The following is a 14000-nucleotide window of genomic DNA, read 5'->3' as shown; positions in this document are numbered from 1 at the left end:
GTCGAACCGCCACCCGAGCCCGTCGACGACCTCGCCGACGCCAGATAAACACCCTCTACAAAACCCGGGGCTTGACACGTCGCGCCGTCCCGGGCACGCTGGGACATGCCTGACGGGATCCTGTTCTTGGCTACTCGTCGACTTCCACGCCGTATCTGACGGCCAGTTCAGCCAATCCGTCGTCATAACCTTGGCCGATAGGTCGAAAGCGCCATCCACTCCCTCGGCGGTAGATCTCGGCCAACAGCATCGACTGTTCTGTCGTGGCTGCGTCGAGCACGGCCGTGGCGACCGTCGAATCGACTCCATCGAGCGATACAGAGACTGCACCGACGTCGCCGAACGTCTTGTCGCCGTCTATGGCTGCGGCTATGACTATGCGCGCGCATTCCTCGGGAACGAGTGCCAGATCGATCCGGACGCCCTGCTCACTGTCACCGTCGATCGACATCGAGACCGCACCGTCCGAGGTGGCCGGAGCGTTGTAGAACACGAAATCCTCGTCACTGGAGACCAACTCGTCGTCGTTGACCAGGAACGCGACGACGTCGACATCGACCTGATCGGACTCGTCGGCCCGCCACGAACTGTTCAAAGTCAGCATGGTGAAGCATGGATCCAGGTCGACGACACCACCACGTGGCACCAGCGGCGCGATTCGGGACCGCCGCGCCGGAAGCGGAGCAGGCACCTCGATCTTCAGCTCACGGTCTATCGCCGCCGGTGTCAGCAACGTCAAATCCCGTTCTTTCACTTTCGGCATCCGGGGATCTCCGTCGCCGCCGTCCAGAATCAGGATGTCGGTCACGCCAGCGCTGAGATTCACAGCCGGTGTCGCACCGAGTTGGATCAGGCGGGAACGCATCAGCACAGAATCGGCATGCGAACCACCCATGACCAAGACCCTTCTTGTCTGCCAGGGCTTGGCGACTGGATCGGGCTGCTGCACGGTTGGCTTCGGCTGGACCTGCGGTCGAGTGCCTTTGGGCGTTCCTGGTTGCACATCCCATAGCAGGTCGAGCAGTTCGGACTCCGAGATTATCCGAAGTCCATGGGCCCGAGCCCGCTCGACCTTTCTGCTTTCGGTCGTGGGATCCGAGCACACCACCACACTGGTGAATCGGCTGACGGAGTTCATCACGTCCAAGCCAGCTTCGGTGACCTGAGCGGCCAGACGCAACCGCGGAATGCGCGTGTCGCCGCTGATCACGACCCGCATGCCCTGAATCAGACCGCCGTCCCCAGCAAGAGGACCGGGGTTCTCCCACGTGCAATGCGTTCGAGGCACGGTGTCCGGATAGAGCGTCAGGCGCTCGGTGCACGTGACGACCGGAAGCGGAAGTTCGAGCGACCTGGCCAGTCGAGCACTGTGAGTGAACACCTGCGCCAGCACGCGGGCATCGTCGTAGGCGTCGTGCGCATTGGACTGCAGCACTTTCCAGTGCGCGGCCAAGGTGGACAGCTTGTGGTTGGGAGTGTCGAGTTGTAGTCGCCTCGACAATGCCACGGTGCACAGCCGTTGCTTCGTCGGCATGTCGATGCCCGCACGCATCGATTCGAGCTTCAGGAAGCCGTGATCGAAACTTGCGTTGTGCGCGACCAAGGTTCGACCGTCGAGCAGATCCATGAGCTGCGGGGCGATCATGTCGAACGTCGGCGCACCGGCAAGCCGTTCGGGCGTCAGTTTGTGGATGTGCACCGGACCCGGATCGCAGCCCGGGTTGACCAGAGTCGACAGTTCGCGTCCGACGCGTCCGTCCTCGTCGACCGTCATGGCGGCCACGCTGAGCACCCAATCACGTGATGCCTTCAGACCCGAGGTCTCGACATCGACGACGACCCACTCGTCACGTCCGGTCTTGACTGCATTCCCCACGGAGGTTCCACCTTCGACGCCAACGGACAGTGGTGGTCACTATGCCGCACGGCTCATTGGCAATACTGCAAATGCCGAACACGGGTCGTTCTATTCGCACTGTGGACCAGTGATGTAGCCCTGCTCGCAGCCGTACTGGGTTTGGATATCCCCGCTGGTCGGTTCTTCACCGCACAGGACTCCGCACCGCTCGTAGCCATTCACGACGCCATCGCCGTTTCGATCCTCGGATTCGTTGTACGGATACCCTGCATCGGGTACCGGCGCGGTCGCCGCGCATCTCGGGTCGTTCACCACGTACGACCCATCGGTCAAGACCGCGGTGCCGCCGTAATCGCAATATCTCAATTCAGGCGGTGCCGGCGCGACATATGTATCGCACTCGGCTTCGTACCCTGTCGTGCCGTCCGAGTACAGGGCGGTGCCGGACTGATACAGATCCAAGTCGCCGCACTCGTAGGTGGTTGGTTGGGGCTGAGGAACAGGCGGCGGCTCAGGTGCCGCCGTCACGTCCACACTGGAGGTAGGCAACGCCGACACCGGCACGCTCGAACTGCTCGTCACAGGAACAGCTTCGCTCGGTGTCTCGTTGGGGCTGCTCGAGCAGCCGACGCAAACCAGCGCCACTGCGGTGATTGCAATGAAAGTTCTCGTGGACATGCCAACTCCGAGGTGGTCGAGACTGCATGGACCCGTCCCCGGTACAGGCAATGTCGATTCAGTATCGCAATGAACTGACCACCGACACGGACGATTCGACATTCGGATATGCCGTTATGCCTTCGTTCACAGGCATAACAGGGCTCAGTCCTATAAAAGAGGGGCGTATTGTCGCCTATGCATGTAGTCGCAAGCATAAGGAGCGAATATGGCCCATCCGCGACGACGAAGTCGGAGATATCCGAGTGAGGTGGCGGCCGCCTTCGTCGCACGTCGGCTTCAGTTACGCCTCACTCAAGCAGAGTTGGCATTACTCGCCAACGTGGGTCGGTCGACGGTCCAAGCTCTCGAAGGCGGCAAAGACTCGATCCAACTCGATGGTGCGATCGCCGTCGCGAATGCGCTGGGCTGTGACCTTACTTTGCGGACTCGAGCCGGAACGCCTGTGCCACCTCTGGATTCGCGTTGACCAAGCCTCAATGCCCGACCGGCCAGGCGGACAGCAACCCCGCGTTGCCGTAGGGCAAAGCCATGGAACCCGAATCGGGTCTCGGCAAAAAAGAGGACAGATCGTCTCGTACGCAACGATTTCAGGGTCTTGCGTACCGAAACTCGTTGAGGACGTCGCACAGTCTGGTCAGGCGCGCTGTACACCCACGCCCGTCAGCCTGTCTGCTGCTGCATCGGTTCCGAGTTCGACTCGGGCGTCCGGGTTGTCGATATAGAACCGACGGTACTGTTCCAGCGCCACCGGGTGGACATCGAAGCGTCTGCAGTCGAGTTCGATGTACTTACCTTTCGGCATAATTTCGATTCTCCAGAGCAAGGCTGTGAAGCGCCGGGTCATCTTAGCCATTTCGTCGACCCTCACCAGAACCAACGGGTACGACTCCACGACCACAGCGGTGTCTCTTACGTCCACCCACGGTACCTGGATGTCGAATGCCCAGCCGCGGTAGCGAATACCGTCGTCCGATAGCTCGAGGTAGCCGTTGCGAATACTGCGCAACAGAATTGGAATCAGGAACGAGGCCATGAACAATCCCATCGCAGCAAGAACCCATCCCACCCCACCCGAGGTGCAACCCATCGCTATCACGCAGATCGACAGAGAGCTGATTATCACGACGAGCAACCTCAAGCCCAGCGGGTTGTAGCGCACAGTCGAGCCCTGCACCCAACGGCGGACGTCAGAGCCTGTCTTGATCGACGGGACGTTGGTCCACGCGAAAGCCATTGTGCTGATGCAGAACACAGCAAATCCGAATGTCGACAGCGCAGAGGCGATCATTCCCTCCACGACACTCACCACGCACAAGTACAGAGCAATCAGCGCCGCAACCCCGAAGATCGCGCTTCGAGCGATCATCGACCCCGACGATGCCACCCAGCGCCGCACTTCACTGGGCCGCACGTCAAAAGATCGCATCCCACGCCCCTGTCGCCAGTTCTCCGATTGCCGACCCAGTGTCGGCAACTGCCGCAGCACCATCACCGATGGCGGCGCCGACGCGGCCCGATCGCCGCCCCACAGCATCAGACGCAGCAGGGATCGCGCCGGTTCCATAGTCTCGGGCTGTTTTCTGGTCCAGTAGCACTCGCCAGATATTTGTTTCAGTCCCACACCGTAAGCCCGCCGCCCGCCACACTGACTGCCTTGAAGCCCTCCGGCGCTGCAACGGTCCACGCTTCGAAATCAGGGGCGAAGGGAACTACCAAGCTTGCACGGTCGGCGAACTCCATTAGCAAGCCGCCATCATCGGATGCACACGCGTACGCGACCAGTCTGCCGATAAGACGCTGGACAGTGCTGTCTTCGGATAGCAGCGTGTGCGGCAGACCTCGGAACACCACGGTCCCAGGCTCAGTGACTCGAAAATTCGACTCGATGCGAATTTCGCAATCACGATCTGTACGCAACGTGAGGGAGAACCCGAATTCCATGGACACAATCGTGTGCCGTACGAGAGGAAGCTCCACACGCGTCCACCCTTCCGGAATCGGGCGACAGTCATTGCCGCTCCTGACTGTCAGACGCAGCAGCGATCTCCGCGGTTCCACTGACAAGCCGACCCGTCGAGGGCCTGGTGGACGGCGTCAGCGAGACAGCGTCTGCAAGGTCGCCTCGCCCGCGCGGTACCCCGCCTCGAACAACCATGGCCACTCGGAGAAATCCTCGGGGTCGACGACCACCGTCTCGACACCACCGTTCCCACGCCGCTTGGGCATGTTCTCGGGATGGGACGGGAACCGATCCTTCAGGTACGCGGGTTCGAGACTCTGCCGAAAGATCAGCCACGTCCGAGGCGTGAATCTTACTGCTTCAGCACGTTTCGCGAGGTCGATCCAGGCTTCGGCATTTGCGTAACCGCCTTCGAGTACCAACCTCCGAGTCTCGAGCATCGGAAACACGCCGTACCAGATCGGCGGGTAACTCAGGAGCGTCTGGCACCAGGTACGACGGCGTTCGTGCGGAATGGGTTCCCACTTCGCCTGTGCTGCTTGGAGTTCGTCGCTACCGGACATTGTTCACCTCATTCTGGAGGTGCAACCCTCCATCGGCTTGCGCGCCTGCGATTGCTGGACGCGCCGGTTCTTCCCCTGGGGCACCCTGTCGATGGAGACGGGGTTGCCGGACAGCCGGCCAGGTACCGACAACTGCCACTCGTGAACTTCTTCCGACCATAGCCGTGTGATAGACATATTTCTATTAGATGCACTATACAATTAGATTAGGGGGGATCGTGCGTCGCCTGCTTCGAACTGCACTCGCCACAGCCGCTGCACCGCTGCTTCTCACCGGATGCGCGGGTTCGGACAGCACCGATTCGGCCGCTATGGCCGACGGGGACACTACGGCTGCTGCGTCCAGTGCCGCTTCAGCCGCCGAACAAGCAGGAGCTCAACAAGGTACCGAGTTCCAGTACGACGGCGAGCTGGGCCCCGCCACCTGGTCGACCCTCAGCCCCGAGTGGGGCGCATGCGCCGACACGTCGGCCCAATCCCCGATAGACCTACACGACGCAACCCCCGCCGACCTTCCTCCACTCGAATTCGATTACAGGCCAGGTGATATTGCGCTGAAGAACACCACTCACACGGTTCAGGCCAACGAGACACCCGGATCGGAAGTGGTCGTCGACAACAAGCACTTTCCGTTGACCCAGTTCCATCTCCACGAGCCGTCCGAGCACGAACTCGACGGCATCCGCCACGACGCCGAATTGCATCTGGTGCACACCGCGGACGACGGAAGCATCACCGTTGTCGGGGTCCTCATCGACAAGGGCGCTCCCAACGCGGCACTGGGGAACTACTTCGACGAGTTGCCTGCTGTCGGTGACACCGCAGAACTCGACGATTTCGATCCTTCACAACTGCTGCCTGCCGACCTGACGAACGTGCGCTACAGCGGATCCCTCACCACTCCCCCGTGCACCGAGGGCGTGCAGTGGATTGTGATGACCACTCCGGTGCAGGCCTCGGCGGAGCAACTCGACGAATTCCGCACCGTGATCGAACAGAACGCACGGCCCCTTCAGGAGCAAGGCAGCCGAAGCGTTCTGCTCGATACTGAAGGAAGGTGACAGGGGCGCTGGGTTAGCGAGTCAGAGGCAGCTCACTACCGATTCGAGTTCAGCGCAGCATCATTCGGACGGATGGTAGACCAGCTCCGATCACACCGAACTCCGGTATGAAGTCACTTGCCCAGACCCTCCGCGATCTCGCCGATGGACTTCAACGTCCGCTGATCGGTGTACTCGGCCTCGTCGAAGTAGCGCTTGAACACCGACCGCATCAGCTCGATGACCTCGATGTGTTGCATCAGCACAACGTGCAGCGATCGATCACCACTGAAGGCAATCCTCTCGAACTTTTCGCCGAGCTGCCTGGCCGAATCCAAGGTGCCGAATGCCTTGACGTCGACCAAGTTTTTCGTTTTCGCCAACATCTCCGTCAAGTGTCTGATGTAGGCAGCGCACACCTCGTCGCACTGAAACGCCACGCCGTCTGGAATCTCGAGTTGCCCGGACTCGGCCTGACTCGATAGCGACTGCCACTGCTGCATCGATGCCGCAAGTTCGTTCGTCTCTGAACCCATCGATTCTTCCCCCGCTAGTTCGATGAAGGCATGGATGGTCGGAGCGAACGCGCCAACCGTTCGACCTCGACACACGGATCGCCAAGGGCTGGTGTCATGACGATCCCATCGAGATTCAGGTACACGACGCCACCCGAGTGGCCGAATGCAACACCGCAGTTGACCTCGTCGTATTTGATGGTCCGCTGGAAGCGCATGCCGTCGAGTCCCTCGATTGGCTCGAAAGCCTCGAACGGTCCCCGCCCACGTAGGTAGTCGAGGCTTTCGGTGGACGAGAAGATTCCGAGGTGGTACCACGGCGTCGGCAGTGGGTTCGTCCAAAAACAGGTCATCCAGTCTTCCGAGATCGGAAGATCCCCTACCAAGTTCGAGGACTTCGTCTCTACCGCCAAGCCCGCATCTTCGATGGCAGCGTCTGGGATGGTGCACGGATCCCACGCACCATTGGCCTGCGCGGTTGTCGTCACCGATGTCGTCGACGGGCCCGCAGGGGGAATGTCTTCGGTCGCCCCTCCGCATCCGGTTGCCACCAGCATCAGTCCGACCGCACTCCCGATCAGCAATCGCATCTTGCTCACAGCACTCCGTCCTTGGAACCCGTCCTTGGTGTTGGACGCGGCTACCGGCGCATCGGTTCCATTGGATCGGACGCAGGTGCGGCCCGTGCCTCGTTGGCCTCAGGCGAGCAGCATCGACGCGTTTTTCACAGATCCAGCATGTCGGGCAGTCGACGTACGCTCATCGCGAAAAGTCGGATCTGCCGCGGCATCGCGTGGCGTCCAACCTTCGAGAGCGGGGATGGACTCGGTGAGCCACTTCTGTTCGTATTCGCGAACCTGCTCATCGTTGCCGTCCACCGCGACCGGCATAAACGTGTCCAGGAGACGACCTGCGGTTCGGCTCGTACCGTCGTCGGGCCCACATTTTTCCTATGCTGTGCTCGTGCCCTCCGACCGAACAGACAGCAACCTCGCTCGCGTGATTCCACTGTTCGGTCGCCGGGGATCCCGTACCACCGACACGGAATTCGCCGACGACATCGAGCCGACAGTCGAGTCCCCGGTCGAAGGACTAACGCCCCACGATATCGAGCTCACACCACCGACCGCCGAGGACGAGTTTGCAGCGCTGACCGCATCGAAGCCGATAGCGCAGCTTCGTTCGCTCCTCGACTGGCTCGGTACGTCACGACCGATCACCGGCACGGGTGTTCCCCGGCCCGGGTCGGTCAGCGAGCTGGCGGAGGCCGCCGGGGTGGATCTGGACGCGCGAGCGCGGAATTCACGATCCATGCGCGACATCGGCGACTTGATGACATTGTGGGATGCGGCGACGGCGGCCGGATTGATCGAGTTGACATCCACTACGGCGATACGCGGCCCCTGGGCCGACGAGTTCGCCCACTCACTTCCCGGCTCGCTGGCCGCCCACCGGACGGCTCTCTCGCACGTCGTCCGCCGGTACTTCCTCAGCGAGGACCCACGCCGCCAGTCGCAAGTCCCCGATGTCGTTGCCGGACAGATAGTTCTCGCCGCGATGACGAGCACTCCAAGGACGCAGCTCCCGGAAGTCGGTTCGGCCCACTCCGGAGATCTGTACGAACACATCATTGCGTTGATGCTCCGCGGCCTACTGGACCAATTCATCGCCGACGGGTGGCTGGTCTGCGACGGGACATACGAGGTGCCGGCACCCTTGCGCCCGACCGTCCTGGACGCCATGAAGTCACTTCGATACTACGAAACGGATGATCGCAACCGATGATCATCACCGGATTGTTCTTCGCCGAGTACGCGCGAGCCTCCAACGACATGCTCGACATCCTCGGCGGCGTATGGGATACCTGCACGGTTCCCCGCCAGACCCGCATGCTCGAATGCCGACTGGTCGCGCTGCTGCAGACGGGACCCGACGACATCGGTAAGGACTTTCCCGCGACACTCGAAGTGCTCGACGCGAACGGCGAACACATCGTGAATCAGCGAGGCCTGCAGATCCCCGGTGCCGGCTTCACCGGCGAGAATCGGTTCTGGTTTCTGCCGATGCAGATGGTGTTCCGAGACGAAGGACGGCACAACTTCATCCTCAGCGCCGGTGGTGCCACCGCGAGCGTCGGGCTGCGCATCGCCTTCGGCTGACGTCAGGTGCCCACCGGTTCCCGCGCAGCACCCCGCTCCACGACCCGTCGAGCAGTGCGGGCAACTGCCTCGTCGATCAGGAATCCCTTCCTGTCGACGGCGACTCCCGAGGTTGCACGTGCCAGGTCGGCCAGCAACTCCCCTGCCTCACGGACCTCATCATCCGACGGCACGAAAACCGTGCGCACAGGGGCGAGTTGAGCCGGATGGATACACGCACGCCCGACAAAACCGAGACCGGCCAGCGCACGAGTATCGGCCTCGAACGCATCGGCATCGCGGAAGTTACGCGACACCGCCGCGGGAGGCGGATCGATTCCCGCCGCCACGCTGGCTGCGACCACCTGAGCACGCACGAACGACAGTGACTCCGCGGAGCCGTCAACGCCCAGATCGGCGGCGAGGTCCACTTCACCGATCTGAAGGAACCGCACCCGAGGCGCACGGGCGATCTCTAGAGCGGCGAACACTCCGGCGGCCGTCTCGATGAGGGGCGACACCACAGCGTCGGTACCCGCCAGAAGCGCGTCGGCCTGTTCGATCTCGCGAGCAGACGACACCTTCGGCAGCCATATACCAGTCAGGTTCGGGTGCAGTACCGCGCGAATATCGGCCTCCTGCAATGCCCCTGGGTTCACGCGTACCCAAATCTGCACGTCACCCGGGTCGCAGGCCGCCACCCATGCGGCCACGGTCGCGCGAGCATGATCCTTGTTCGCAGCAGTCACGGCGTCCTCGAGATCCAACACCACCGCGTCCGTACCCGATGCCAGTGCCTTGTCGAAGCGCTCCGGCACGTCCCCGGGGACGTAGAGGTAGGTCAGAGCCGACCTCATCCGATCACTCCCGTGCCGGCAACGAGGGACTTGGCGATGACGGTGCGCATGATGTCGTTGGTGCCCTCGCCGATGGCCATCAGCGGGGCGTCGCGGTAGAGGCGCTCGACGACGAACTCGGTGGAGTAGCCGTAGCCACCGTGGATGCGCATGGCTTCGAGGCTGGCGGTGATGGCGGCCTCGGAGGCGAAGTACTTCGCCATGCCGGCTTCCATGTCCACGCGCTTACCCGAATCTGCCTGCGATGCAGCCCAGTACGTCATCAGACGTGCGGCCTGCAGCTGGGTCGCGATATCAGCGATCTTGAGCTGAATGGCCTGGAACTCGGCGATGGGCTGCCCGAATGCCGTGCGCTGCTTCGCGTATTCGAGGGCAGCGTCGTAGGCGGCCTGCGCGATGCCGACGCTGCGACCGGCAATGTTGAGACGGCCGATCTCGAGGCCGGACAATGCTTGCTGCAGACCACGGCCCTCGACACCACCGAGCAGCGCATCGACGGGGACGCGCACATCGGTGAACGTGATCTCACACGATTCGGTGCCCTTGTAGCCGAGCTTGCCCATGTCGCGCTGCACCTCGAAACCGTCGGTCGTGGTGTCGATCAGTAGCAGCGACATACCCTTGTGCGCCGGCGTGGTCGAGGTGTCGGTCTTGACCAGTACGGGAAGCACATTCGCGTGGCGTGCGTTGGTGATCCACGTCTTGGCACCGTTGACGACGTAGTGGTCGCCGTCGCGCTTGGCGGTGGTCTTGATGCCCTGCAGGTCGGTGCCGGCACCGGGCTCGGTGAGGCCGACTCCCGTACGCCATTCACCGGACGCGAGCTTGGGCAGCAGCGTCTTCTTCTGCTCCTCGGTGCCGTGCTTGCCGATCATCCAGCACGAGAGGTTGTGGCTGCCGAGAATCCCAGCGACACCCATCCATCCGCGGGCCAGCTCCTCGTAAACGAGGGTGAACGAGACCTTGTCTAGGTCGAGGCCGCCGTACTCTTCCGGCGTCGTGATGCCGAACAGACCCATGGCCTTCATGTGTTCGACGATCTCGGTGGGGTATCGGCCCGTCTTCTCCCACTCGTTGGCGACGGGAATTATTTCCTTGTCGACGAAGGTGCGCAATGCTTTACGGAAGGCCGACTGTTGCTCGTCGTACGTGAAGTCCATGATGATGTCCTGTCGATCGATTGTGGTCAGGGTGCCGGCGCGATGGCAGCGGCGAGATCGAGAATGGCGGTCAGGTCGGCTTCGTCGACCAGCCCGAGGATGCGGTCGGCGAGCTCGGTAGCACGAGAATCGTTGCCGCAGTTGCCGAGAAACTTCTCCAGCAGACGGTCGTCGCTCAACGGGAACCCGGCGGATCCCTGACTGCCGCCGACGGAGGCGTCGAGTACTCGTCCGTCGGTCAGGGTGAGAACCGCCCTGCCCGACGCGGCCGCCGCGGGAACCTCGGACGGCAGGTTCGTCACCCGTACCTTGCGGGCGGTGACGAGGACGTCCTCACGCGCGATGGATTCGTCGGTGTAGGTCGAGACGGTGATCGATCCGTCGTGCAGTAGCGCGGCCACACTCCAGGGCAGATCGAACTTGCCGTCGTAGGTGCTGCGCGGTGACGCAACCCCGGTGTTCGGTCCGCAGACGAACGGGCTCGAATCGGGGTGAACGAACACCTCGATGTCGGCCACGTCGCGCGCTTGAACCGCATTGTCCCCGAGCGCCTTCGTCACTGCGTCGAGCGTGACGTGCATGAGCTGGCAACTGGGGTACGGCTTGATGCCGATCCGGGTTGCTTCCCACCGCGTGCCGAGTCCGTCCGTCAGTGCTGCGAAGTTCGTCGGCCGATCGGTCAATGCGGCGTAGATGCCGCGTCGACCTTCCAGGACCGACGAGGGTCCGGTCGCACCGGCAGCGGCGAGCCGGGCGGCCAGAACACCGTTCATGCTGGCCGACCCGGGATGCAATGCCTTGGTGTCGGCGTCCGTGTCGAGGAATTCGAGCAATCCCGAACTCGACGACCCGGCGATACCCAGGGCGTTGATCAACGTCTCGGTGTCGAATTTCGAGAGGTGGCCGGTCACGAGTGCGGCGGTGAGCGGTCCCACCGCTGCCGTCGCGTGCACGCCCCGAGCGTGAAATCCGTGGGGACTCACTTCGCCGAGGCGGCAGGCGGTTTCGAGGCCGACAGTCGCGGCGGTCAGCACATCCGCCCCGGAGGCCGACACCTGCTGCCCGACGGCAAATGCCGCGGGAAGAGAGACTGCCGTCGCGTGCACCAGTGCTCCCGCATGCGTGTCGTCGAAGTCCAGAGAGTGCAGCATCACCCCGGTCGCGAAGGCGGCGGCCGGCGCGGACAGTCCTCGAGTGCCGGTGAGCGGCCGCGCCTCGGGTGGTCCGCCCAATGTGTCGGCCACCGTCCAGCCCGGTCGGCCGTAGCCGAGACGTTGGGCCGCAACGGTATTACCGACGCCATCGAGTAGGTGACGCGCGGCCGCGTGCCGGACGTCCTCGGACAGATCGGCGACGGTGACACTCGATGCCCACTCCGCCAGGATCGTCGAGGTCACGCCCGCACCTCGTCCTTCGCCGTTCCGAAAGCACCCTCCGCCTTCAGTTTCGCTACCCGTTCGTCGTCGTAGCCCAGTTGGTCACGCACGATGTCGTCGAAGTGCTCGTTGCGCTGCGGCGCACGGCGGTACTGCTTGGCCTCGGAACCGAAGTTCACCGGGGACGCGACCTGACGCACCGTGTTGTACACCGGATGCTCGGTCTCGACAACGAGATTGCGCGCAATCGTGTGGGGTTCGGTCAGGGCGTGCTCGACGTCGTTGATCGGCCCGGTCGGGACCCCGGCAGGGCCGAGCTTCGAGAGCCAGTGCTCGACGGTGTTGGTGGCGAACACCTCTTCCAGGATTGGCAGCAGCACGTCCTGATGCTTGCCGCGCAGCGAGAAGTTGCTGAACCGTGGATCGGCACCGAGGTCCGGTCGATCGATGGCGACAACCAAGCGGTCCCAGAACTTCTCCTTCGCACAACCCACGATGAGCCAGCCGTCCGTTGCCTCGAACGCCTGGAACGGAACCAGGGACGGGTGAGCGGAGTTCTTCGTGCGGATCGGCTCGAAGCCTGCGTTGAGATGCCACGTCGCGGGATACGTGAGCAGAGACATCGCGGTGTCGTACAGCGAGACGTCGCAGTCACCACCGATGCCGTCGCGCCGGGCAGCGTGCAATCCCGACAACAACGAAATGGCGGCGACGAATCCACCGGAGTAATCGACCAGTGACAGACCGGATTTCGTCGGCGGGCCGTCCGGGTCGCCGGTGACGCTCATCCAGCCGGCGAGGCCTTGCAGAATGTAGTCGTAGCCGGGCTCTTTCGCGCGAGGGCCGGTCATGCCGAAGCCGGTGAGGCTGCAGCACACGATCGCTGGGTTCAGGTGCTTGAGCTGGTCGTAGGTGATGCCGATCTTCTCGGGCACGTCACCCCGCAGGTTGGAGTAGACGGCATCGCTGGTGCGGACGAGGTCCTCGAACACCGCTCGCCCGCTCGGGGTCGAAAGATCAAGGGAGAGACTGCGCTTGTTGCGGTTGAAGCTCTCGAAGAACAGCGAGTCTTCGCCCTCGTTGTAGGGCGGGACGTAGCGGCCGACGTCCCCGCCGACACTCGGGTCCTCGATCTTGATGACATCCGCGCCCAGATCGGCCAGATGCAGGCTGCCGAACGGGCCTGCGCCGTACTGCTCGAGGGAGATGATGCGGACGTCTTCGAGTGGCCTCATGCGTCGGAGTCTTTCGTCTGTAGTTCAAGGTCTGCCGGGAGTTCGAGCGGTCCGTTCTTCGCTTCGGGGAAGTAGTTCTGCCCGATGCCACTGTCGCGGGTGGCGACCATGACCGAGCGCTTCCACGAAATGACCTCAACACCATCCTGATTGAGGCCGCGGGTGATCATCGAAACGATGCCGGCGTAGGGGCGCGACTCGGATTTGCGCAACCCGGTGCAGATGCTTTCGGCGTACAGGGTGTCACCTGCGTAGACGGGGTGAGACATCTTGATGTCGGTGAAGGCGAGGTTCGAGACCGCGTTCTGACTCATGTCGATCACCGAAAGCCCAAGCACCACAGAGACTGTGAAGCCGGAGTTGACGATGACCTTCCCATCGGTGATGGGGTTCTGCGACGCCAGATGCGCGTTGAAGTGGTTCTGGTTGGTGTTGAGCGACAGCAGGGTGACCCACGTGTTGTCGGTCTCCGAGATCGTCCGCCCGAAGGGATGTTGGTAGACGTCCCCCACGGCGTAGTCGTCGAAGAAGCGCCCCAGAACGGCCGGATGGATTGCCACCGTGTCTCCTCGTGTCAGTTTGGCGAGTGCCTTACCTAGACCATAAACATCAGATGT

17 protein-coding genes and 1 riboswitch are annotated in these 14000 nt (G+C 62.6%); of the genes, 4 read left to right on the top strand and 13 right to left on the bottom strand.

What is annotated here, in order from left to right:
• Positions 1 to 130 precede the first annotated feature (130 nt).
• Positions 131 to 1876: a TerD family protein gene (locus R4P47_RS24145; RefSeq protein ID WP_317785984.1), complete on the bottom strand. Its 1746-nt coding sequence runs from the start codon at positions 1874 to 1876 to the stop codon at positions 131 to 133.
• A gap of 90 nt (positions 1877 to 1966) precedes the next feature.
• On the bottom strand, positions 1967 to 2440 hold the full coding sequence (locus tag R4P47_RS24140) for a hypothetical protein (RefSeq protein WP_317785983.1): 474 nt from the start codon (positions 2438 to 2440) through the stop codon (positions 1967 to 1969).
• Between the two features lie 304 nt (positions 2441 to 2744).
• Between R4P47_RS24140 and R4P47_RS24135 the strand changes: the two genes are divergently transcribed.
• Positions 2745 to 3005, top strand: a complete 261-nt coding sequence (locus R4P47_RS24135) for a helix-turn-helix domain-containing protein (RefSeq protein ID WP_149407814.1) — start codon at positions 2745 to 2747, stop codon at positions 3003 to 3005.
• A 168-nt stretch (positions 3006 to 3173) separates the two neighbouring features.
• Here R4P47_RS24135 and R4P47_RS24130 read toward each other — a convergent pair whose 3' ends face one another.
• The 3 genes from R4P47_RS24130 to R4P47_RS24125 all read right to left on the bottom strand — a co-directional run bounded on the left by R4P47_RS24130 (position 3174) and on the right by R4P47_RS24125 (position 5062).
• Entirely contained in the window at positions 3174 to 4223 is a 1050-nt protein-coding gene (locus R4P47_RS24130) for a hypothetical protein (protein ID WP_317785982.1), read from the bottom strand.
• A complete protein-coding gene (locus R4P47_RS25170) occupies positions 4151 to 4480 on the bottom strand; it encodes a DUF6188 family protein (protein ID WP_149407816.1) in 330 nt (109 codons plus the stop codon). The genes R4P47_RS24130 and R4P47_RS25170 overlap by 73 nt, the downstream gene beginning before the upstream one ends.
• Positions 4481 to 4633: 153 nt before the next feature.
• Positions 4634 to 5062 carry a mandelate racemase/muconate lactonizing protein gene (locus R4P47_RS24125; protein WP_149407817.1) on the bottom strand — a complete coding sequence of 143 codons (429 nt, stop codon included), beginning with the start codon at positions 5060 to 5062 and terminating at the stop codon, positions 4634 to 4636.
• A gap of 28 nt (positions 5063 to 5090) precedes the next feature.
• Positions 5091 to 5209: riboswitch (SAM riboswitch) on the bottom strand.
• Between the two features lie 71 nt (positions 5210 to 5280).
• On the opposite strand from R4P47_RS24125, the gene R4P47_RS24120 reads away from it, so the two are divergent.
• Positions 5281 to 6123, top strand: coding sequence for a carbonic anhydrase (locus R4P47_RS24120; protein ID WP_188078836.1), 843 nt, complete (start codon positions 5281 to 5283; stop codon positions 6121 to 6123).
• Positions 6124 to 6236: 113 nt separating this feature from the next.
• Here R4P47_RS24120 and R4P47_RS24115 read toward each other — a convergent pair whose 3' ends face one another.
• The 3 genes from R4P47_RS24115 to R4P47_RS24105 form a co-directional block, all read right to left on the bottom strand.
• Entirely contained in the window at positions 6237 to 6638 is a 402-nt protein-coding gene (locus R4P47_RS24115) for a hypothetical protein (RefSeq protein WP_149407819.1), read from the bottom strand.
• A gap of 14 nt (positions 6639 to 6652) precedes the next feature.
• Complete coding sequence (locus tag R4P47_RS24110; protein WP_317785986.1) at positions 6653 to 7207, bottom strand: DUF3558 domain-containing protein; 555 nt, start codon at positions 7205 to 7207, stop codon at positions 6653 to 6655.
• 108 nt (positions 7208 to 7315) lie between these two features.
• On the bottom strand, positions 7316 to 7495 hold the full coding sequence (locus tag R4P47_RS24105; protein ID WP_149407820.1) for a hypothetical protein: 180 nt from the start codon (positions 7493 to 7495) through the stop codon (positions 7316 to 7318).
• 85 nt (positions 7496 to 7580) lie between these two features.
• On the opposite strand from R4P47_RS24105, the gene R4P47_RS24100 reads away from it, so the two are divergent.
• Together R4P47_RS24100 and R4P47_RS24095 are read left to right on the top strand one after the other, a co-directional pair.
• Positions 7581 to 8402 carry a hypothetical protein gene (locus R4P47_RS24100; RefSeq protein WP_317785981.1) on the top strand — a complete coding sequence of 274 codons (822 nt, stop codon included), beginning with the start codon at positions 7581 to 7583 and terminating at the stop codon, positions 8400 to 8402.
• Positions 8399 to 8776, top strand: a complete 378-nt coding sequence (locus tag R4P47_RS24095) for a DUF6941 family protein (protein WP_317785980.1) — start codon at positions 8399 to 8401, stop codon at positions 8774 to 8776. Before R4P47_RS24100 ends, R4P47_RS24095 begins: the two co-directional genes overlap by 4 nt.
• Before the next feature lie 2 nt (positions 8777 to 8778).
• On the opposite strand, the gene R4P47_RS24090 is transcribed toward R4P47_RS24095, so the two are convergent.
• Genes R4P47_RS24090 through R4P47_RS24070 form a run of 5 tightly spaced genes read right to left on the bottom strand, consistent with a single transcriptional unit; the run spans position 8779 to position 13943 of the window.
• The gene (locus R4P47_RS24090) at positions 8779 to 9612 is read right to left on the bottom strand and encodes an HpcH/HpaI aldolase/citrate lyase family protein (RefSeq protein WP_317785979.1); all 834 of its coding nucleotides are present in this window, start codon (positions 9610 to 9612) and stop codon (positions 8779 to 8781) included.
• Positions 9609 to 10772 (bottom strand): acyl-CoA dehydrogenase family protein, encoded by a 1164-nt coding sequence (locus tag R4P47_RS24085; protein ID WP_317785978.1) that lies wholly within the window; start codon positions 10770 to 10772, stop codon positions 9609 to 9611. The genes R4P47_RS24090 and R4P47_RS24085 overlap by 4 nt, the downstream gene beginning before the upstream one ends.
• Before the next feature lie 26 nt (positions 10773 to 10798).
• Positions 10799 to 12169, bottom strand: coding sequence for an MmgE/PrpD family protein (locus R4P47_RS24080; protein ID WP_317785977.1), 1371 nt, complete (start codon positions 12167 to 12169; stop codon positions 10799 to 10801).
• Entirely contained in the window at positions 12166 to 13383 is a 1218-nt protein-coding gene (locus tag R4P47_RS24075) for a CaiB/BaiF CoA transferase family protein (protein ID WP_094634840.1), read from the bottom strand. Before R4P47_RS24075 ends, R4P47_RS24080 begins: the two co-directional genes overlap by 4 nt.
• Positions 13380 to 13943 carry a MaoC family dehydratase gene (locus R4P47_RS24070; RefSeq protein WP_317785976.1) on the bottom strand — a complete coding sequence of 188 codons (564 nt, stop codon included), beginning with the start codon at positions 13941 to 13943 and terminating at the stop codon, positions 13380 to 13382. The genes R4P47_RS24075 and R4P47_RS24070 overlap by 4 nt, the downstream gene beginning before the upstream one ends.
• Positions 13944 to 14000 lie beyond the last annotated feature (57 nt).

It is taken from the genome of Rhodococcus sp. IEGM 1370 (genome assembly GCF_033142325.1).
In the GTDB taxonomy this organism is placed as follows: domain Bacteria; phylum Actinomycetota; class Actinomycetes; order Mycobacteriales; family Mycobacteriaceae; genus Rhodococcoides.
The sequence above is the reverse complement of the archived record's forward strand: the minus strand, read 5'-3'. Positions and strand labels throughout refer to the sequence as shown.